The sequence below is a fragment of the Nocardia sp. NPDC004415 genome, from assembly GCF_053602435.1.
In genome coordinates this window covers 1-19,171 of record NZ_JBSGDP010000048.1, presented here as the reverse complement: position 1 = coordinate 19,171, position 19,171 = coordinate 1, and the positions used below count along the sequence as shown (strand labels likewise).

At 70.3% G+C, this 19,171-nt stretch carries 17 protein-coding genes; 13 read left to right on the top strand and 4 right to left on the bottom strand.

Annotation, left to right across the window (positions count from 1 at the left end):
- The first annotated feature begins 198 nt into the window (after window positions 1-198).
- Both ACWEMY_RS21200 and ACWEMY_RS21195 read left to right on the top strand, forming a co-directional pair.
- Window positions 199-1,323 carry a sensor histidine kinase gene (locus tag ACWEMY_RS21200; RefSeq protein WP_452391398.1) on the top strand — a complete coding sequence of 375 codons (1,125 nt, stop codon included), beginning with the start codon at window positions 199-201 and terminating at the stop codon, window positions 1,321-1,323.
- A complete protein-coding gene (locus ACWEMY_RS21195) occupies window positions 1,320-2,000 on the top strand; it encodes a response regulator (protein WP_452391397.1) in 681 nt (226 codons plus the stop codon). The genes ACWEMY_RS21200 and ACWEMY_RS21195 overlap by 4 nt, the downstream gene beginning before the upstream one ends.
- Here the strand turns inward: ACWEMY_RS21195 and ACWEMY_RS21190 are convergent.
- Entirely contained in the window at window positions 1,971-2,687 is a 717-nt protein-coding gene (locus tag ACWEMY_RS21190; RefSeq protein WP_452391396.1) for an SDR family NAD(P)-dependent oxidoreductase, read from the bottom strand. The genes ACWEMY_RS21195 and ACWEMY_RS21190 overlap by 30 nt on opposite strands.
- Before the next feature lie 222 nt (window positions 2,688-2,909).
- On the opposite strand from ACWEMY_RS21190, the gene ACWEMY_RS21185 reads away from it, so the two are divergent.
- The gene (locus tag ACWEMY_RS21185) at window positions 2,910-3,842 is read left to right on the top strand and encodes a UbiA family prenyltransferase (RefSeq protein WP_452391395.1); all 933 of its coding nucleotides are present in this window, start codon (window positions 2,910-2,912) and stop codon (window positions 3,840-3,842) included.
- Between the two features lie 83 nt (window positions 3,843-3,925).
- On the opposite strand, the gene ACWEMY_RS21180 is transcribed toward ACWEMY_RS21185, so the two are convergent.
- From ACWEMY_RS21180 to ACWEMY_RS21170, 3 genes are read right to left on the bottom strand one after another with little or no spacing between them, the layout of a single operon-like run.
- The gene (locus tag ACWEMY_RS21180; protein WP_452391394.1) at window positions 3,926-5,557 is read right to left on the bottom strand and encodes an AMP-binding protein; all 1,632 of its coding nucleotides are present in this window, start codon (window positions 5,555-5,557) and stop codon (window positions 3,926-3,928) included.
- Window positions 5,554-6,501, bottom strand: a complete 948-nt coding sequence (locus ACWEMY_RS21175) for a UbiA family prenyltransferase (RefSeq protein ID WP_452391393.1) — start codon at window positions 6,499-6,501, stop codon at window positions 5,554-5,556. The genes ACWEMY_RS21180 and ACWEMY_RS21175 overlap by 4 nt, the downstream gene beginning before the upstream one ends.
- Before the next feature lie 35 nt (window positions 6,502-6,536).
- A complete protein-coding gene (locus ACWEMY_RS21170; protein ID WP_452391392.1) occupies window positions 6,537-8,069 on the bottom strand; it encodes a class I adenylate-forming enzyme family protein in 1,533 nt (510 codons plus the stop codon).
- A gap of 173 nt (window positions 8,070-8,242) precedes the next feature.
- Here ACWEMY_RS21170 and ACWEMY_RS21165 point away from each other — a divergent pair, with 173 nt between their 5' ends.
- The 10 genes from ACWEMY_RS21165 (at window position 8,243) to fni (ending at window position 19,139) form a co-directional block, all read left to right on the top strand.
- Complete coding sequence (locus tag ACWEMY_RS21165; protein WP_452391391.1) at window positions 8,243-9,016, top strand: 2,3-dihydro-2,3-dihydroxybenzoate dehydrogenase; 774 nt, start codon at window positions 8,243-8,245, stop codon at window positions 9,014-9,016.
- A 32-nt stretch (window positions 9,017-9,048) separates the two neighbouring features.
- Window positions 9,049-9,702 (top strand): isochorismatase family protein, encoded by a 654-nt coding sequence (locus ACWEMY_RS21160; protein ID WP_452391424.1) that lies wholly within the window; start codon window positions 9,049-9,051, stop codon window positions 9,700-9,702.
- Window position 9,703: 1 nt separating this feature from the next.
- Window positions 9,704-11,617: an anthranilate synthase family protein gene (locus ACWEMY_RS21155; RefSeq protein WP_452391390.1), complete on the top strand. Its 1,914-nt coding sequence runs from the start codon at window positions 9,704-9,706 to the stop codon at window positions 11,615-11,617.
- Complete coding sequence (locus ACWEMY_RS21150) at window positions 11,610-12,458, top strand: SDR family NAD(P)-dependent oxidoreductase (RefSeq protein WP_452391389.1); 849 nt, start codon at window positions 11,610-11,612, stop codon at window positions 12,456-12,458. Before ACWEMY_RS21155 ends, ACWEMY_RS21150 begins: the two co-directional genes overlap by 8 nt.
- A 70-nt stretch (window positions 12,459-12,528) precedes the next feature.
- On the top strand, window positions 12,529-13,578 hold the full coding sequence (locus ACWEMY_RS21145) for a hydroxymethylglutaryl-CoA reductase (protein WP_452391388.1): 1,050 nt from the start codon (window positions 12,529-12,531) through the stop codon (window positions 13,576-13,578).
- Window positions 13,579-13,588: 10 nt separating this feature from the next.
- Window positions 13,589-14,767: a hydroxymethylglutaryl-CoA synthase gene (locus ACWEMY_RS21140; RefSeq protein ID WP_452391387.1), complete on the top strand. Its 1,179-nt coding sequence runs from the start codon at window positions 13,589-13,591 to the stop codon at window positions 14,765-14,767.
- 11 nt (window positions 14,768-14,778) lie between these two features.
- Window positions 14,779-15,789 carry a mevalonate kinase gene (mvk, locus tag ACWEMY_RS21135; protein ID WP_452391386.1) on the top strand — a complete coding sequence of 337 codons (1,011 nt, stop codon included), beginning with the start codon at window positions 14,779-14,781 and terminating at the stop codon, window positions 15,787-15,789.
- Window positions 15,786-16,955 (top strand): diphosphomevalonate decarboxylase, encoded by a 1,170-nt coding sequence (gene mvaD / locus ACWEMY_RS21130; RefSeq protein WP_452391385.1) that lies wholly within the window; start codon window positions 15,786-15,788, stop codon window positions 16,953-16,955. The genes mvk and mvaD overlap by 4 nt, the downstream gene beginning before the upstream one ends.
- Window positions 16,952-18,091: a phosphomevalonate kinase gene (locus ACWEMY_RS21125; protein ID WP_452391384.1), complete on the top strand. Its 1,140-nt coding sequence runs from the start codon at window positions 16,952-16,954 to the stop codon at window positions 18,089-18,091. The genes mvaD and ACWEMY_RS21125 overlap by 4 nt, the downstream gene beginning before the upstream one ends.
- Entirely contained in the window at window positions 18,054-19,139 is a 1,086-nt protein-coding gene (gene fni / locus ACWEMY_RS21120) for a type 2 isopentenyl-diphosphate Delta-isomerase (protein WP_452391383.1), read from the top strand. The genes ACWEMY_RS21125 and fni overlap by 38 nt, the downstream gene beginning before the upstream one ends.
- Window positions 19,140-19,171: the final 32 nt, after the last annotated feature.

Below are 19,171 nucleotides of genomic sequence, written 5' to 3'. Positions count from 1 at the left end.
CCATCGGTGCAAGCAAAGCCGAAGGATCGGAGCGGGCCAATCCGTCCTTGGGCGCATCGAATGACGTTCTCGGAATAGGCTTTTCGATACCGGAATGCTGCATGTGCCGAGCGGGCCAGGGTAGTATGCGAGCGAGCTCGAGGCCGAGTCCGCGCGCGCCTGTTTGCATCAGGTGGGCACGGAGATAGGGGGGAACTTGTGATCGGTAACGACGCGTCTGGGGGGCCGGTATCCGACGATCACGTCGATACCGGCCTGCCCGCCCAGCTCGCCGATCTGTTCGCCGCCCGCATCCCTGAGCTGGTGCGACGCTACCGCGCCTGCCTCGACGAGATCGGCAGCCCGCTCACCTCCGACGCCGCCTGGGACCAGTGCGCTCTGCAGGCCCGGCGCATCTTCGACGACTGCGCGCGCAGCCTCGCGCTCGGCGAGGCCACCGTCGCCCACATCACCGACGTCTACGACCTGGGTACCGAAAGGGTCAGGCAGGGCGCCCATCCGACGCATTCGGTGCGGGCGGGCAATATCCTCGCCGATCTCGGTGTCACCGTGCTGGCCGAGTGCGCCGCCCGCGTCGGGGCCCCGCAGTCCGAACTCGTGGCCGCGGTGCTGGCACTGCAACGCGGCATCGGCCTGCGGCTGGAATCCGGTTCGATCGGGTACGACGCGTTCCTGTTGCAGCGGGTCAGGGAAGTGCACGAGCAGGGCCAGCGCAGGCTCGCCCGCGAGATCCACGATCACATCGGCAATTCGGTCGGCCTGGCCCTGCGTCAGATCGAACTCTACGAACTGGAATGTGAACGAGCGGGCGACGATTCGGGCTCGCGGCACGTGCGCCTGGCCAAGGCCGCCATTCTGGAGACCATCACCCGCAGCCGCGAACTCGCCAGCGAACTGCGCACACCGAGTGTGTCCGGGTCGCTGGAGACGGCCCTGCGCGGCTTCGCCGCCTCCCTCGGCCCCTCGGGCGCACCGTTGCAGATCTGGGTGCGCGGTGGCGACGACTGGATTCCGGCCGCGATCACCGAGGAACTGTTCATCATGGTGCGCGAATGCCTGCGCAACAGCTTCAATCACGCGGGCGCCGCCAATGTCGACGTGCACATCCATCTCGCGCCGCACGAGGTGCACGCCGAGATCATCGACAACGGAAAGGGTTTCGACGTGCGCGCGCAGCGGGAGGCGGGTGGCGGCAACGGGCTGCTGATCCTGCAGGAGCGCTGCGAGCTGGTCGGGGGTACGGTCAATATCGATTCCGCGCCGGGCCGCGGTACCCGCGTGACGCTCTGGATTCCGATCGGCCAGGAGAACAGCACCCGATGAGCCAGCCGATCCGCATCCTGGTCGCCGACGACCACACCCTGCTGCGCGAGGCGCTGTGCGATCTGCTGCGCGCCGAACCCGATTTCGACATCGTGGTGCAGGCGGGTACCGGCACCGCCGCCATCGAGCTGGCCGCCGAGCACCGCCCCGACGTGCTGCTGCTGGATCTCGAGATGCCCGAGAGCGATCCGCCCGAGACGGTGCGCCGCCTGCTCGCCCAGGACCCGGCCCTGCGGATCATCGTGCTGAGCATGCACGACGGACAGCAGTTGGTGCAGCAACTGCTGTCGCTGGGTGTGCGCGGTTATCTGCACAAGGGCGCGGGCAGGCAGACGTTGATCTCGGCCATCCGCCAGTCGGTGGGCGAGGGCCCGCAGACCATCACGCTGTCGGTGTCACCGGCGAGCCTGTTCGCCCGCGCCGAGGAGCCCGAGGAATCGGCCGTGCTCTCCGCGCGGGAGCGCGAGGTGCTGGTGCTGGTGGCCGAGGCCCGCAGCAACCGGCAGATCGCGAGCAGTCTCGGGATCACCGAGGCGACGGTGAAACGGCACCTGCGCAATATCTTCGCCAAGCTGGACGCGGTGTCGCGCATCGACGCGGTGAACCGCGCGGTGGAGCTGTCGCTCATCCCCGGGCAGCAGGGCGGTTCACCGCTCGGCGACCGGGCATGGCGGTGACTGCGGTACCGGATCGCTGCTGGTGAAGACGCGGCCGCTGATGTGCTGGCCCGCCTCGGAGACCAGATAGTCCACCCAGTCGGCGGTCTCCTCGACGCTCGCCGCGCAGCACTCCGGCAGCGCCTGCGTCCCGGCCGACACCGGCTCCCCGGCGCAGTCCACCTCGGCGACTACGGTGTTCACGCGTACACCACGTGAGCCGAGTTCTTCGTCGAGCGTGGTGGTCACCTCGTGCACCGACTCGCGGGACGCGGGTTCCCCGGGCTGACCGTGCGCGCTACCGGTCTGGGCCAGATTGACGATGCGGCCCTCACCGGCGTCGGCGAGGTAGCGTCCGGCCGCGCGGCTCACCAGCAGGGGAGCCCGCAGCCCCGGTTTCGGTCCGCTCGCCGACGCCTCGTCGCGCCCGGGAAACTGCGTATTCACCACTACCGCAGGCGGTCCCAGCGTCTCGGCGACGCGGGTCACCGCGGCTTCGGCTTCGTGGAGATAGCGCACGTCGGCGCCGAAGGCCCAGGGGCGGGGGTGGGTCGGACCCAGCGCGTCCAGCGAGGTGTCACACCACGAGGCCCGCAGATCGACCATGGCGATGACGAAACCGCGGCCCGCCAGCCGATGCACCACCGCCGCGCCGAGGCTGCTGCCCGCTCCGACGACGATGGCCACGCGGGGTGGGTCGTCCACCATGGCGAGGCTCCCTTCTGTTGAATTCCCGGCTCGGATACGAGTGCTCACCCTAAGCGATCTCCGAGTTCCGCCGAACCCGCCACAGCCCGAATGCTGCGAAAGTAGCATCGGACGGGTGCGCCGATACTCCCTTCAATACCGGTGGTCATCCTTTTCGTGCTCCGTGTAGTACCGCATACGGGGAATATTCGAGACGGTGAATTCTGAATAGCGTTTTCCGGTATGCAGAGGGGTATCGCAGCAGTTCGAATTCCGGCCGACTACATCACCTGGACAGTTCTCGCCCGCATTTCCCGGGAAATCGTTCAGGAATCGCGGGTCTCGGTACAGATCATCTTCCTGGTGCGTTTCTGCACCGCCGCGGCGCTGGGTGCGGCGGTGCTCGGCCCTACGGTGTGGGTGGCGGCCGCGGCCTGGCTGCTGAGCACGATCGCGGCCTATGTCTTCAACGGCGTGATGGATCGCACCGAGGACCGCGCCAATGGTTCCACCCGGCCGATCAGCCGGGGTTCGCTGCCGGTGCCGGTCGCGCTGGCCGGCGTCGCGGGCGCCGCGGCGACGGCGGTGCTGCTGGCCTGGGCGGTGGACCCGAGCGGGCTGTTGATGCTGCTGGTGCTGGGCAATCTGGCGCTCGGCTACGCCTATTCCGGTGCCCCGTTCTACGGCAAACGCCGAGGTGACACCGCTGCGCTGCTGGTCCTCGGCTCGGGCATACTCACCTACGCGGCGGGCTGGCAGGCCGCGGGCAGGCTCGGTGGCCTGCCGGTGCTGGTGCTCGGCGCGGCGATGTCGCTGTGGATGGCCTGCGTCGGCGCGGTGGTCAAGGACCTCTCCGATGTCGAGGGCGACGCGGCGGCCGGGCGCCGGACCCCGGCCGTGGTGTGGGGCGCGACCCGGGTGCGGGTGCTGGCCGGGGCGAACGCGGCCCTGATCGCCGGTGGGTACCTGACGGTCGCGCTCACCGTCGCGCCGGTGCTGTTGCCCTCGGCGTTCGCGCTGGTCGCCGGGGCGCTCGGGGTGATCGTGCTCGCCGCGGCGACGGGCCGGGCCGACACCAGGGCGGGCCGTCGGCTGCCGTACCAGGCGTACATGGTCGCGCAGTACGCCGTGCACATCGTCGTCCTGGTGACGCTGATCCCCGCCGCCGTGCTCTGAGGAAATCAGCCGCCGCGATACCCGCGCGAAAAGAAGCCCCACCCGGCCGGGTGGGGCTTCTTTCGTTCATCCGTCATGGATGTTCAGGACGATGATTTCACCTCGAATTCCGCCAATCGGGATCTGACGATTTTCCCCGAACCATTTCTCGGGATCTCGTCGACCACCACCACATCGCGGGGCACCTTGTAGCGCGCCAGCTGCGATTTGACGTGGGCGCGAATTTCGTCGGCGTCGAGTTCGGCGCCCGCCCGCGCCACCACGAATGCGCGCAACCGCTGACCGAAATCGCTGTCCGGAACTCCGATGACGGCCGCGTCGGCGATATCGTCGCGGTCCACCAGCAGATTCTCCACCTCCGCCGGGTACACGTTCTCGCCGCCGGAGACGATCATGTCGTCGTCGCGCCCGTCGACGAACAGCAGGCCGGAGCGGTCGAAGTGGCCGATGTCGCCGGTGGAGATCATCCCGTCGCGACGGTCCTTGTCGCGTCCGTCGGTGTAGCCGCCGAAGCTCAGCTCGTTGGCGACGAAGATCGTTCCCGGCGTATCGGGTTCGGTGATCCTGCGACCCGCGCGATCGTAGAGGGCCACCCGCACGCCGATCGGTGGGCGCCCGACAGTGCCGGGCGCCCTGCGCAATTCGGCGGGCGTGGCCACCGAGACCGTGGCGACCTCGGTGGCGCCGTAGTTGTTGTGCAGGACATCGCCGAATGCGGCGGTGGTCGCCGCGCACAGCCCGGGCGAGATGGCCGAACCGCCGCTGGCGATCACCCGCAGCGACGAGACATCATGGCGCGCCAGCACTTCGGGGCCCAACGCGATGATGCGGCTCAGCATGGTCGGCACCACGATCAGGGTGTCGGCGCGGTGCCGGGCGACCTGGGCCAGCGTGTTCTCGGCGTCGAATTTGCCGCGGCCGAACACCACCGTCTTGCCCAGCGACATGGCGAAGGAGAACTGGCCGAGGCCGGTCGCGTGGAACAGCGGGGCGGCGATCACCATCGTGCCGCCACGCGTCAGCGGGATGCGATCGAGCACCTGCGCCGATTGCAGTGGTGAGATCTTCTTGCGGACAGCACCTTTCGGAGTGCCGGTGGTGCCGCTGGTGAGCAGCACCAGGCCGCCGGTCTCGGCGGGCAGCGGCAGCGGATCGGTCGGGTGGGCGGCGATCAGCTCTTCCACCGAGCGCGGCCCGTCCGCGCCCGCGGGCTTGTGGTTCCAGGTGTGGAACCGGGTGACCTCGGCGGGCAGTTCGGCGGCGACGGCGTCGAATTCGTCGTCGTGGAACAGCACGGTCACGCCCTCGCGGGTGGCGACATCGCGCAGTTGGGGTCCGCCGAACCCGGTGTTGAGGATGACCAGCCGCACCCCCAGTTTGCCGGTCGCGATCATGGCCGCGACCAGGCCGCGATGATCGCGGGCCAGCACGCCGGCGATGTCGCCGGGGCCGATGCCCGCCGCGCTCAGGCCGCGGGCCAGCGCGTTGGACCGGCGGTCGAGCGCGCCGTAGCTGAGCGTGCCGCGGCCGTCGACGAGGGCGGGGCGATCCGGTTCGTAGCGGGCGGTGTAGCTGATCATCGCCGGGAACGGGCCACAGCGCTGGGCGATGGTGGCGGTTCTGGCGTCGGCGGCCAGGTTGAACGGGTGGATGAAGCCGCGCCGGGCGAGGATCACCAGCGAGCGGAGCACCTTGACGGTGCGCCCGATGTTCATGACAGCACCAGCGCCAGGGCCAGCCCGAGCCCGACGGCATCGGTGTTGCGGAAGCCGAGCACCACGGCGGGCTGGGTTTCCCCGCGCACCAGACCGACCCGGATCTGCTGGACCCGCAGGACGATCGCGGGCAGTACGCAGACCACCAGCACCGGGTTCAGCGAGCCGATGACGAACGGCGCGACCAGCAGGATCAGGCTCAGCACCGACAGCGCCCAGATCAGGCCCCGGTAGACCCCCGGCGGCGTGACGGCGGCGAGTGTGCGACGGCCCGAGGCCAGATCGCCCACCCGGTCACCGAAGTTGGCATAGGCCGCGACCAGCAGCATGCACACCCCGACCAGCGCGCCGATCAGCAGCACGTCGGCGCTCCACTGCCGCGCGATCAGCCAGTAGGTGCCGATCACCTCACCGGCGTAGACCAGGAAGAACGCGAACTCCAGCCCGCCCGGCCGGTAGCTGAACTTCAGCAGCCAGGAGTACTGCACCGCGATCGCGACCACGGCCAGGTAGGCGAGCAGGAACGGCAGCGGTACGTCACCGCCGAGCGGCACCAGCAGCGCCACCCCGGAACCGAGCGCGATCAGCCCGGTGATCACGGCGAAGGCGATGGCCTCGCGTTCGCTGATCCGGCCCGACAGCAGCGGCTTGTTGGATTTCGGCAGGTGCCCGCCGCTGCCGTAGTTCTGGGCGTCGGTGCCGTCGCGCAGCCCGACGACATCGTCGGCGGCGCAGCCCGAGACCTTCATCGCGATCATGCCCAGCAGCATGAGGCCGAGCGCGACGGCCGTGCCCGGCCTGCTCACGTCGTCGTGCACCAGCAGGAGCACGGCGAGCAGCCAGGCGTAGAGGTGGTGGTAGACCCGGAGCTTGCCCAGGCGGAAATAGGCGCCAGCCTTGTCCGCGAGGGTGGTCCGGGGCGACCGCATGGTGTCAGTGGTCATGTCGAATCCCTGGTCGGTGTGCGCGTTCGGGCCGGTCAGCCCTGGTGCGAGAGCAGTCGCGACAGCGCGGTGCGCTGGATCTTCCCGGTCGCGGTCCGGGGGAAATCGTGGAAGTCGAGGACGACGGGCGGGGCCAGCCGGGGCAGATCGGCGACCGCGGCACGCCAGGCGCTCTCGTCGAATTCGCCGGTGCGCAGGGCGATCACGGGCACGACCTCGCCGTCGTGTTCGAGCGCGATGGCCTCGAGCAGCCACGGCATCCTGGCCAGCAGGACATCTTCCATGGCGATGGCGCTGGGGATCACCGACATCCGCTCCACCTGGCGGTCGATCAGGATGATCCGGCCGAGCCGGGTCCGCTTGCCGTAATCGCCGGTGTCCCACCAGCCGTCGTCGCTGAGGTTGGCCGCGGCGGCCTCGGGCCGGTTGATGTAGGTCTGGAACAGTCCTTCGGACTGCACCTGGATGCGTCCCGGGGTGCCCGCGGGCACCGGTGCCCCGTCCGGGCCGACGATGCGCGCTCGCGAGTAGCCCGGTGCGGTCCAGCCGGCCGAGTGCCCGGACAGTACGCGCTCGATGCTCGCGTAGCGTCGCCCGGCCAGGCCCTTGAAGTGCACCTTGGCCGCGATCCCGCCCAGTTCGGACTGGCCGTAGGCCTCCAGGAACGAGGCCAGCCGGTACTTGCTGCCCGCCAGCAGCCGTCGCACGGTGCCGGGGTGGATCACGTCGAAGGTGCTCACGTAGTGCCGGATCGAGGCCAGGGAACCGTTGTCGGCCAGGTGTTCCCACTGCATGAAGGTGTTCGGGTGCGCCTCCAGATAGATGGGCCGGTAGCGGCGCACGAACCGGCCGACCGACTCGGCGGAGTGATCGGCGAGCACCAGCAGCGGCACATCCCGGCGCAGCGCGCACAGCAGCCCGGTCACCGTGCGGAAGTGCACCGGCGACACCGCCACCGCGGCGTAGCCGCGCAGCCGGCCCAGGATCGCGCCGATCTCCTGCGCGTATCCCTGGTTGTCGGTGGCCAGCCGGGTGTACTGCACCAGCTTCGGCACGCCGGTGGTCCCGGAGGTGTGGGTGACGATGTAGGGCGCGGTACCGGGCATGGCGACAGCGCTGGTCCGTCGCGGCGCGGTGGCGGGCAGTCGCGCCGCCAGCTCGGCCCAGTCCTCGGCCTGCCGGAAGATGCCGAGCTGTTCGCATTTGGCGAGGCGGTCGGCGGTGGTGACGATGCGGTCCACCGAGACCGGCTTGAGCATCCGCCCCAGCGTCGCGGCGTCGATGGCGGGGCTGATCAGCACCGGCACCCCGCCGACGGCGGTGAGCGCGGCGACGGTGATCATGACGTCGATCGGGGCGTCGAGCCAGACCGCGCAATAATCACCGGGCCGGATTCCGGCCTCGTCGAAAATGGTCGCCGCGCGGGTCGCGGCGTCGGCGATATCGGTCAATTCGACTTTGTTGTCGACCACCGGGACCGCGGCCGAGGTGTGGTCGGCGATCCACGGCCGGGATTTCGGCGCGACTTCGAGTAGCTGGTCGTAGATGAGATTTCGATTTCGGGCCATGATTATCACTCACTGTTCCGGCGGCTGAATAACTCGGAATCCGAGCATAGGAGCGGATTTCGGGCCGGAGCAATGGTCGTGGAATGGCAAGATGCGAGGTCCGGCTGGCAACGTTTTGTCACACAGCACCTTGTCATATCGGCGCGCTGTCGCCCGGCGATAGCTTTCGGTCCATGGTGAATCAATTGAACGAATCGCGGATCGCGCTGGTCACCGGGGCCGGCGGCGGGATCGGCAGGCGGATCGTGCACCGGCTGGCCGCGCAGGGGGTGACCGTCGTCGGCGTCGACCGCTCGCCCGAGGCGGTGACCACGCTGAAATCCATTCCGGGACGGGTGGTGCCGATCCAGGCCGACATCACCGAATCGGCCGAGGCCGAGCGCATCGTCGCCGAGATCGAGCGCGACCTCGGCGCGCTGGATTACCTGGTCAACGCCGTGGGCGTGCTGCGGGTGGGCGAGGTCGTCTCGCTGTCGGAGGCCGACTGGGAGGAGATGTTCGCCGTCAACGCGACGGGGGTCTTCCTGATGATCAAGGCGGTGGTGCGCCGGATGATCCCGCGCCGCAGCGGCGCGATCGTGACGGTGTCGTCCAATGCCGCGCGCACCCCGCGCGCCTCGATGTCGGCCTATTCGGCCTCCAAGTCCGCGGCCACGATGCTGGCCAAATGCGCCGCGCTCGAGGTGGCGAAATACGGAATCCGCTGCAATGTCGTCTCCCCGGGTTCGACCCGCACCGACATGCTGCGGGTGAGCTGGGAGGACGAGGACCGTTCGGCCGCCACCATCGCCGGCGTCCCCGAGAAATTCCGTCTCGGAATTCCGCTCGGGCGTATCGCCGATCCCGACGACATCGTCGATGCCGTCGAATTCCTGCTGTCCGACCGCGCCCGGCACATCACGATGCAGGAGCTCACGGTGGACGGCGGCGCCACGCTCGGTGTGTGAGCGCGCAGAAGTCAGCACAGATCGGAGGAATGATGATGTTCGGTGGAATTCCCGACGTTATTTCGTATGACATGCCGGGGCGGGCGCAGCTGCCGGAGAATATCGTCGAGTGGAAGATCGAACCCGATCGCGCGGTATTGCTCGTCCACGATATGCAGAACTATTTCGTGCGCCCGTTGCGGGCGGGCGGCTCGCCCTATACCGAGCTGGTCGGCAATATCGCGCGACTGCGCGCGGCGTGTGTGCGCGCCGGCGTCGCCGTGGTCTACACCGCGCAGCCGGGCGGGATGACCCCGGTCGAACGCGGCCTGCTGCGCGATGTGTGGGGCCCCGGCATGAGCACCGACCCCACCGATCGCGCGGTGGTCGACGAGCTCGCTCCCGCACCGCGGGACCACGTCTCGACCAAGTGGCGCTACAGCGCCTTCCACAAGTCCGGCCTGCTGGACCGGCTGCGCGACAGCGGCCGCGACCAGCTGATCCTCACCGGCGTGTACGCCCATGTCGGCGTGCTCGTCACCGCCTGCGAGTCCTACTCCCACGACATCGAGACCTTCCTCGCCGCCGATGCCGTGGCCGATTTCTCCGCCCGTGAGCACCAGCTGACCCTGGACTACGCGGCCGCGCGGTGCGCCATGGTGCGGACCACCGACGACCTGGTGGCCGCGCTGGGGACCGGGGTGTGACATGACGACCGATCCCACCCCGGCGCTGCTGGCGCGCGTCCTGGCCGACCCGGCCCAGCCGTTCGCGCTGCTGCAACGCACCCCGGGCACCATCGACATCCTCCTCGGTGAGTTCACCGAACTGCCCGGCCTTGACCGGGTGGCCGCCACCGCCGAGCACACCGATCTGCTGCTGCTGGTCCCGTACCGGCAGATCACCGAACGCGGCTTCCCGTGCAACGACGACCACGCCCCGCTGCTGGCGATGTCGGTGCGCGAGCACGAGATCGTCGACCGCGACCTGGTCCTGGCCGCCATCGGCCCCGATCGCGGCGCCGAGCCGATCGCCGCCGACGGCTTCCGCTTCGACGTCGACGACGCGGACTACCGCGATATCGTCCGCACGATCGTCACCGACGAGATCGGCACCGGGGTCGGCTCGAACTTCGTGATCAGCCGCGCGCTGGTCGGTTCGCTCGGCCCCGATCACCGGCAGCGCACGCTGGGCATGTTCCGCAGGCTGCTCAGCGGCGAACGCGGCGCCTACTGGACCTATCTCGTGCACACCGGCACCAGGACCTTCGTCGGCGCCAGCCCCGAAGCGCACGTCACCCTCGACGACCACACCGTCTCGATGAACCCGATCAGCGGCACCTACCGCTATCCGGCCTCCGGGCCGACGGTGCCGGGCCTGCTGGACTTCCTGGCCGACGCCAAGGAGAACAACGAGCTGTTCATGGTGGTCGACGAGGAACTGAAGATGATGTCGGCGCTGTGCCCGGCGGGCGGCACCGTGGCCGGGCCGTATCTCAAGGAGATGGCCCACCTCGCGCACACCGAGTACCTGCTGCGCGGGCGCACCGAGGCCGGCGTCGCGGAGGTGCTGCGCGAGACCCTGTTCGCGCCGACCGTGGTCGGTTCGCCGCTGGAGAGCGCCGCGCATGTCGTGGCGCGCTACGAGACCACCGGGCGCGGCTACTACAGCGGGATCATCGCCTACCTGGACCGCGATCGGGGCGGCTCACCCCGGCTGGACTCGGCCATCCTCATCCGGACCGCCGTGGTCGATGCCGAGGGCACGGCCCTGGTGCGCGTCGGCTCGACCCTCGTGCGCGATTCCGACCCCGACGCGGAAACCAAGGAGACCTGGGCGAAGGCGGCGGCTCTGCTCGCGGGGCGCACCGCCCCGCCCGGACCGGAATTCGGTACCCGGCAGGAGATCTCGGCGGCCCTGCGCAGCCGCAACGCCACCGCCTCCCAGTTCTGGTTCGCCGAGGCGGGTGTGCGCCGCATCGGCGCGTCGCGACTGACCGGCTCGGTCCTGCTCATCGATGCCGCCGACCGGTTCACCACGATGCTGGCCAGCATGCTGCGCTCGCTGGGCCTGCGGCTGACCATCGCCGATTACGACGACGAGGTGGACCCGGCCGACTACGACCTGGTCGTCCTCGGTCCCGGCCCCGGCGATCCCGGCGCGGTCGACGACGCCAGGATCATGGCGATGCGCAGGCGGCTCAAGGAGCTGCTGGCCGCCGACCTGCCCTTCGTCGCGGTCTGCCTGAGTCACCAGATCCTCTGCGCCGCGCTGGGTTTGCAGATCGATCGGCTCGACCGGCCGAATCAGGGTGTGGGACGCGACATCTCGCTGTTCGGTACGCCGGTGCGCGTTGGCTTCTACAACACCTTCGTGGCGCGCAGCCCGCTCGGGTCCTTCGACTCGGTGCTCGGCGAAGTGGAGGTGAGCCGCGAACCGAGTACCGGTGAGGTGTACGCGCTGCGCGGAGAACGCTTCGCCTCCATGCAGTTCCACGCCGAATCGGTGCTCTCGCACGACGGTCCCGCGGTGCTGGCCGCGGTGGTCGCCCGGCTGCTGACCCGCTCGGCCCGGCCCGGCGCCGCCGTACTCGCGGCGGAGGCGGTGAGCGCTCGTGGCTAGCCTGGCGCGCCGGGTGGGCGGCGCGGTCGCGGCGGTGCTGAATCAGCCCGTGCCGCTGCGGCACACGCGCGCCGAGGTGCCGGTGGCGGGCAAACGGATCCTGATCACCGGCGCGTCGTCGGGGATCGGGCGCGCGGCCGCGCTGGCCGCCGCCGACGCCGGAGCCGAGGTGGTGCTGGTGGCCCGGCGCGAGCCGGAACTGGCCGGGCTCGCCGCCGAGATCCACGCGCGCGGTGGGCAGGTGCGTCACCGCGCCTGCGATCTCACCGACACCACCGAGCTCGACGCGCTGCTGGAGTGGGTGCGCACCGACCTCGGCACGGTGGACGTGCTGGTCAACAACGCGGGCAAGTCGATCCGGCGGCCGGTGACCAAATCGCTGGACCGGATCCACGATTTCCAGCGGACGATGGACATCAACTATTTCGGCCCGGTGCGGCTGACGCTGGGCCTGCTGCCCGCGATGCTCGATGCCGGTGCGGGCCATGTGGTCAATATCGGCACCTGGACCGTGCCGACCGGGACCTCGCCCCGCTTCGCGGCCTATCACAGTTCCAAGATGGCGCTGACCGGGCTCGGGCACTGCCTGGACGCGGAATTGTCCGGGCGCGGTATCGCGGTGACCACGATCCACTATCCGCTCGTGCACACCGAGATGAGTGCGCCGACACCGGAATACCGGGAATTGCCCGGACTCACCCCGGAACAGGCCGCGGAATGGATCATCACCGCCGTCCGGCACCGCCCGGTCCAGGTGATCCCGCGTTTCGTGCCGCTGCTGCGTGCCCTGTATTTCGCCGATCCCCGCGCGGTGGGCCGGCTGCTCTCGCGCACCGGGTAGCTGGCAGTCAGCTGCTATGGAATCCGACCGGCAGCCCGAATTAGCTTTGTTCACAGGAGGATTGGAAACAATGACGAACGAGAATATCGCCGCGGCGACGGTGCCGCTGCGCTGGATCGGCCCGATCAAACTGTCCGGCAATGTCGCCGACGGTCTGGTCGAGGTGCCGCTGGCCACCTACGAAACGCCGCTGTGGCCCTCGGTGGGCCGCGGCGCCAAGATCTCCACCCTGTGCGAGCGCGGCATCGTCGCCACCCTGATCGACGAGCGGATGACCCGCTCGGTGCTGCTGGAAGCCGACGACGCGGGCACCGCGCTCGCCGCCGCCCGCCAGCTCGCCGCCGAACTGCCCCGCCTGCAGGCGATCGTGGCCGGGTGCAGCCGGTTCGCCCAGCTCATCGACATCCATCACCAGATCGTCGGCAACCTGCTGTTCGTCCGCTTCGAGTTCACCACCGGTGACGCCTCCGGCCACAACATGGTGACCCTGGCCTCGGACACCCTGCTCGGCGATATCACGCAGACCGTGCCCGGCGTGCGCTACGCCTCGGTGTCGGGCAATTTCTGCACCGACAAGAAAGCCTCCGCCGTCAACGGCATTCTGGGCCGTGGCAAGAATGTCGTGGCCGAACTGCTGATTCCGCGCGAGGTGGTCGAACAGCGCCTGCACACCACGGCGGCCAGGGTGGCCGAACTGAATATCCGCAAGAATCTCATCGGCACCACGCTGGCAGGCGGAATCCGTTCCGCCAACGCGCATTACGCCAATATGCTGCTCGGTGTCTATCTGGCCACCGGCCAGGACGCCGCGAATATCGTCGAGGGTTCGCAGGGCATCACCCATGCCGAGGACCGCGACGGCGATCTGTATTTCTCGTGCGCGCTGCCCAATCTCATCGTCGGCACCGTGGGCAACGGGAAATCCCTGGATTTCGTCGACGAGAACCTGGCCCGGATGGGCTGCCGGGAGAGCCGGGAAACCGGCGGCAACGCGCGCAGGCTCGCGGTGATCACCGCCGCCGCCGTGCTCTGCGGGGAATTGTCCCTGCTCGCCGCCCAGACCAACCCGGGCGAATTGATGCGCACCCACCTGCGCTTCGAACGCTCGACCGCAGAGTGAGGACAGGGCAATGACACTGCCGATCGGAATTCACGACATCGCGCTGGCCACCGGCCACTACGCGATGGACCTGGCCGAACTGGCCGGCCACTACGGCACCGACGTGGGCAAGTACTACGTGGGCCTGGGCCAGAGCACCCAGACCGTGCCCGCCCCGGACGAGGACATCGTCACCCTGGGCGCCACGGCGGCCCAGCAGATCCTGGCCCGCCACGGTGCCGAGGGCATCCGCACCATCCTGTTCGCCACCGAGACCGGCATCGACCAGTCCAAGGCGGCCGCGGTCTACCTGCAGGATCTGCTCGGCCTGCCCGCCGCGACGCGCGCGGTCGAGCTCAAACAGGCCTGCTACGGCGGCACCTCGGCATTGCAGCTGGCCGCCGGCATGGTCGCCCGCGATCCGCGGCAGCGGGTCCTGGTGATCGCCGCCGACGTGGCGAAGTACGACCTCGACTCGGCCGGGGAGGCCACCCAGGGCGCGGCCGCGGTGGCGATGCTGGTGTCGGCGAATCCGGAGATCGCCGTCCTCGACGACGAATCCGGGCTCTACACCGCCAATATCCAGGACTTCTGGCGCCCGAACTACCGCGGCACCCCGCTGGTCGACGGCAAGCTCTCCATCGGCACCTATCTCGACGCCGTCGAGCAGGCGTGGAAGGACTACGAGGTCAGGGGCGGTCGCGGCTTCACCGAGTTCGCCGGATTCTGCTACCACCAGCCCTTCACCAAGATGGCCTACAAGGCGCACGCCCGGCTGCTCGAGCTCAAGGGCGTCGCGCCCACCCAGCAGCGCCTCGACGACGACCTGGCCCGCACCACGCTCTACAACCGGGCCATCGGCAACAGCTACACCGCCTCGCTCTACGTCGGGCTGCTCGCGCTGCTGGACCACTCCGGGGATCTGTCGGGTCGGCCGGTGGCGCTGTTCAGCTACGGCTCCGGCGCGGTGGCCGAGCTGTTCTCGGTGACCCTGGTGCCCGGCTATCGGGAACTGTTGCGCGCCACGGAGAACCAAGCCGCGATCGCCGGCCGCGAGCCCATCACCTACGCGGACTATCGCGCGGTGCGCGCGGTCACGCTGCCCGAGGACGGCAGTGACCTGGTGCTCCCGGTGACCAGCCGCGGCCCCTTCCGGCTGCACGGGAGCACCGGCCACTCGCGCGTCTACACCGCCACCTCCGCGCGGTGAGGGAGAGTGCGATGCGGTCACTACCCCGGAGCGCGCCCACCCCGCGTGGGGGTCATGCCGTCGCCGACGAGATCGTCGGCTCCGGCCGGGCGGGCGCCAAACTGATCCTGTTCGGCGAGCACGTGGTGCTCTACGGCAAGCCGGCGATCTCACTGCCGGTGCCGTCGCTGCCGGTCACCGCGCGGGCGCGGCGCTGGGACGGCCCGGTGGTCATCGAATCGGCGCCCTTCGACGCCGTGCCGTCCGGGCGGCCGGGGGAGTCGCCGGTGTCGCGGATGGCGGTGACCGCGGCCTGTGACCAGCTCGGCATCCCCGACGACGGACTGTTCGTCACCGTGGACAGCGGCATCCCGCCCGGTCGCGGATTCGGTTCCAGCGCGGCCAGTTCGGCGGCCATCATCGCCGCCGTCGCCGCGCTGTGGCACGAGGAGTTCGACGACGACACCCTGTTCACCCTGGTCCAGCGCGCCGAGGCGCTGGCCCACGGCAAGGCCAGCGGCGTGGACGCGCGCACGGTGATCAGCCCCGGTGGACCGCTGTGGTTCCAGCACGGCGTCGCCACACCGCTGGCGCTGCCCGCTGTGGGAGAGCCGCCGGTGCTGGTGGTGGCCGACACCGGCGTCTACGGCAGCACCCATCTGGCCGTCGAGACCGTGCGCCGCCGCCTGGCCGCGCTCGGCGGCGCGGGCACCCAGCTGCTGAACCTGTCGGAGACGATCACCACCGACGCCGCCGTGGCGCTGGCCGCGGGCCGGTCGGCCGAGGTGGGCGCGGCCATGAACACCACCCACGACATCCTCGGGCAGCTCGGGGTGAGCTGCCCGGAGATCGAGACACTGGTGGCGGCGGCCCGCGCGGCGGACGCGCTGGGCGCCAAGCTGTCCGGCGGCGGGCTCGGCGGCTGTGTGATCGCGCTGGCCGCCGATGCCGCGCACGCCCAGCGGGTGCGTGCGGCGGTGCTCGCGGCCGGCGCGCAGAGCTGCCACACCGTCATCCTGGGCGCGGGGGAGGGCACGTCGTGAGCGCGGGTGTGACGGCCACCGCCTATCCGAATATCGCGCTGATCAAGTACTGGGGCAAGCGCGACGAGGCGCTGCACCTGCCGCTCACCACCAGCCTGTCGCTGACGCTCGACGTCTTCGCGACCGTCACCACGGTCACCGTCGCCGACGAGCTGCCCGCCGATGCGGTCACCCTCGGTCATCCGCGGCAGGTCCCGCCTGCTCAGGTGCCGCCACCCGCGGCGGCCCCGGCCGCGTTCGCCGCCAAGGTCAGCGCCTTCCTCGACGTGGTCAGGGAGCTGGCCGGGGACCGGCGGCCCGCCCGGGTCGTCACCGTCAATACCGGCCCGACCGGGGCCGGACTGGCCTCCTCCGCCTCCGGTTTCGCCGCGCTCGCGATGGCGGCCGCCGCGGCCTACGGCCTCGACCTCGATCAGCGGGAACTCTCGCGGCTGGCCCGGCGCGGTTCCGGCAGCGCCTCGCGCTCGATCTACGGCGGGTTCGCCCAGTGGCATCGCGGCACCGGCCGGGGCGCGGCGGGCGACCGCAGCAGCTACGCCGAACCCGTCGACGCGCCACTGCTCGACCCCGCGCTGGTGGTGGCCATGGTGGACGACCGGGAGAAGGCGGTGTCGAGCCGGGTCGCCATGCGCCGCACGGTCGACACCTCGCCGTTCTTCCATCCGTGGGTGCGCAGCAGCGCCTACGACCTGCGCGAGATGCTCGCCGCCCTCGCCGCGGGCGACCTGCCCGCGGTGGGCGAGATCGCCGAACGCAACGCCTTGGGCATGCACGCCACCATGCTCGGCGCCCGGCCCGCCGTCCGGTACTTCGCCCCGGGTTCGATGCGGGTGCTCGACCGGGTGCTCGCCTTGCGCGCGGAGGGAATCGCGGCCTACGCGACCATGGACGCGGGGCCGAACGTGAAGGTCCTGTGCTACCGCCGCGACAGCGCGGTGGTAGCGGCCGCGCTGGCGGAACTCGACGACGCACCCCGCGTCGTGGTGGCCAACTCCGGCCCGCCCGCGACCCTCGGGTTCCAGCCACACGCCGTGGCGCGGACCGGCGCGGGCGTACGAGCGGGGGCGCTGATCGACGCGGTGGGGGCGGGCGCAACCGCAGCGGCCACAGGCAGGGACTTGCAGGGGCACCACACCCTGCCCGCGTCGGACGGCGGCGCGCGGTGATCACCGTCGACGTGCCCGGCAAGCTGTACATCGCCGGTGAGTATTCGGTACTCGCGCCCGGGGGCACAGCGGTCCTGGTCGCGGTGAACCGTTATCTGACAGTATGTTTGGCGCACGCCCAATCCGGCCGCCGCACGGTGACCTCCGCGCAACTGGGCGTCGACCAGCTCGCGCTCGGCCGCCGCGACGGGAGAACCGTTGCCGAGCAAGCAGACTCGGCTGCGGGCCTTGGTCCGGTGCTCACCGCGATCGATCTCGTCGACCGCTACGCCGCCGAGCTGGGACACGAGCCGATCGGGTTCGCGCTCGAGATCACCTCCGAGCTCGACGACCCCGGCACCGGCCGCAAGTACGGGCTCGGGTCCTCGGGAGCGGTGACCGTGGGCGTGATTCGCGCACTCGCCCAGGCATTCCGGCTCGACCTGGACGACGACACCCTGCTGCGTCTGGCGCTGCTGAGCACGTTCACCGTCGACCCGCACTGCTCGGGCGGCGACGTCGCGGCCTCGCTGCTCGGCGGCTGGATCGCCTATCGCGCCCCGGACCGCGCCTGGCTCGCCGACCAGCTCACCCACCCGGAGGTCACGGTCGGCGCGCTGCTGGACCGGCCGTGGCCGCTGCTGTCGGCCCGGCGGCTGCCGGGCCCGCGCACGGTACGGCTCGAGGTGGGCTGGTCGGGCGTACCAGCCCGGTCCAGCGGTCTGGTCGCGGCACTGCGCGGCCGGGTCGACGGTGATTCGGCGGCCTTCGCCCGTTTCGTGCTGGCGAGCAATGCCTGCGTGCATGCCGTCACCACGGCACTGGACACCGGTGACGACGCCGCGCTGGCGTCCGCGGTCGCCATGGCGGGCGCGCTGTTGCGCGCCATGAGCGGGCTGGCCGGGGTGGTCATCGAGACTCCCGCGCTGGCGGCGCTGCGCGGGGTCGCCGAATCGCTGGGCGCGGTGGCCAAGAGCTCGGGCGCGGGCGGCGGCGACTGCGGTATCGCGATCGTCGCCGCGTCCGAGGCCGACCGGTTGCGCGCGCACTGGCGTGCCGTCGGCATCACCCCACTGGAACTTCTAGTACATCAACCGATTCGAGGGAAGGACTGGGCCGGTGACATCAACCGTCTCGCAGATCTACGGCAGTCGTAAGGACGACCACGTGCGCCTGGCGGTGGCCCAGCACCACCAGCGGCGGGCGGGCAATCAGTTCGACGAGGTCGGCTTCGTCCACCAGGCGCTGGCGGGCACCGCGGAATCGGCGGTCTCGCTGGCGACAGAGCTGGCGGGCACCCACTGGCCGGTGCCGCTCTACATCAACGCCATGACCGGCGGCAGCGCCCGCACCGGTGAGGTCAACCGCGGCCTGGCCATCGCCGCGCGCGAAGCGGGAGTGCCGATCGCCTCCGGTTCGATGAGCGCCTACCTCGCCGACCCGGCGGTCGCGCCGACGTATCGCGTACTGCGCGAGGAGAATCCGGACGGCTTCGTGCTCGCGAACGTCAACGCCAACGCCACCCCGGAGATGGCCCGGCGGGCGATCGACCTGATCGCCGCCGACGCCTTGCAGATCCACGTCAACACGATCCAGGAGATCGTGATGCCCGAGGGCGACCGGGACTTCTCGGCCTGGCCCCGCCAGATCGCCGCGCTGGTCGCGGGGGTGGACGTGCCGGTGATCGTGAAGGAGGTCGGGTTCGGGATGAGCCGCGCGGCGGTGGCCCGGCTGGCCGACCTCGGCGTCTCGATCGTCGACGTCTCCGGCCGCGGCGGCACCGATTTCGCCACCATCGAGAACGCCCGCCGCCCGCGCGAGGACTTCGCCTACCTGGCCGGCTGGGGACAGTCCGCCGTCGCCGGCCTGATCGACGCGGCCCCCGTGGCCGCGGAGCGCGGCGTGGCACTGCTCGGCTCGGGTGGGGTGCGCAACCCGCTGGATGTGGTGCGCGCACTCGCGTTGGGCGCCAAGGCCGTCGGCGCGTCGGGACAGTTCCTGTCGATCCTCGAGGACGAGGGTGTCGACGCGCTGGTGACCACGCTGACCGGCTGGCTCACCCAGATCCGTCAGCTCATGGTGGTGCTCGGCGCGCACACCGTCGCCGACCTCACCGCGACCGATGTGCTGCTCACCGGCGAACTCGCCGAATTCAGCAGGCTGCGCGGAATCGATCCCGGGGAATTCGCCAACCGCACGCACTGAGCACCGCCCGGCGGCCGGCACCACACGGTGCC

Excerpts from the sequence above, each read along its gene's own strand:
- ACWEMY_RS21195 (WP_452391397.1), top strand. The coding sequence starts at position 1,320 with ATGAGCCAGCCGATCCGCATCCTGGTCGCCGACGACCACACCCTGCTG.
- ACWEMY_RS21190 (WP_452391396.1), bottom strand. The coding sequence starts at position 2,687 with ATGGTGGACGACCCACCCCGCGTGGCCATCGTCGTCGGAGCGGGCAGC.
- ACWEMY_RS21185 (WP_452391395.1), top strand. The coding sequence starts at position 2,910 with ATGCAGAGGGGTATCGCAGCAGTTCGAATTCCGGCCGACTACATCACC.
- ACWEMY_RS21180 (WP_452391394.1), bottom strand. The coding sequence starts at position 5,557 with ATGAACATCGGGCGCACCGTCAAGGTGCTCCGCTCGCTGGTGATCCTC.
- ACWEMY_RS21175 (WP_452391393.1), bottom strand. The coding sequence starts at position 6,501 with ATGACCACTGACACCATGCGGTCGCCCCGGACCACCCTCGCGGACAAG.
- ACWEMY_RS21170 (WP_452391392.1), bottom strand. The coding sequence starts at position 8,069 with ATGGCCCGAAATCGAAATCTCATCTACGACCAGCTACTCGAAGTCGCG.
- ACWEMY_RS21165 (WP_452391391.1), top strand. The coding sequence starts at position 8,243 with ATGGTGAATCAATTGAACGAATCGCGGATCGCGCTGGTCACCGGGGCC.
- ACWEMY_RS21160 (WP_452391424.1), top strand. The coding sequence starts at position 9,049 with ATGATGTTCGGTGGAATTCCCGACGTTATTTCGTATGACATGCCGGGG.
- ACWEMY_RS21155 (WP_452391390.1), top strand. The coding sequence starts at position 9,704 with ATGACGACCGATCCCACCCCGGCGCTGCTGGCGCGCGTCCTGGCCGAC.
- ACWEMY_RS21145 (WP_452391388.1), top strand. The coding sequence starts at position 12,529 with ATGACGAACGAGAATATCGCCGCGGCGACGGTGCCGCTGCGCTGGATC.
- ACWEMY_RS21140 (WP_452391387.1), top strand. The coding sequence starts at position 13,589 with ATGACACTGCCGATCGGAATTCACGACATCGCGCTGGCCACCGGCCAC.
- mvk (WP_452391386.1), top strand. The coding sequence starts at position 14,779 with ATGCGGTCACTACCCCGGAGCGCGCCCACCCCGCGTGGGGGTCATGCC.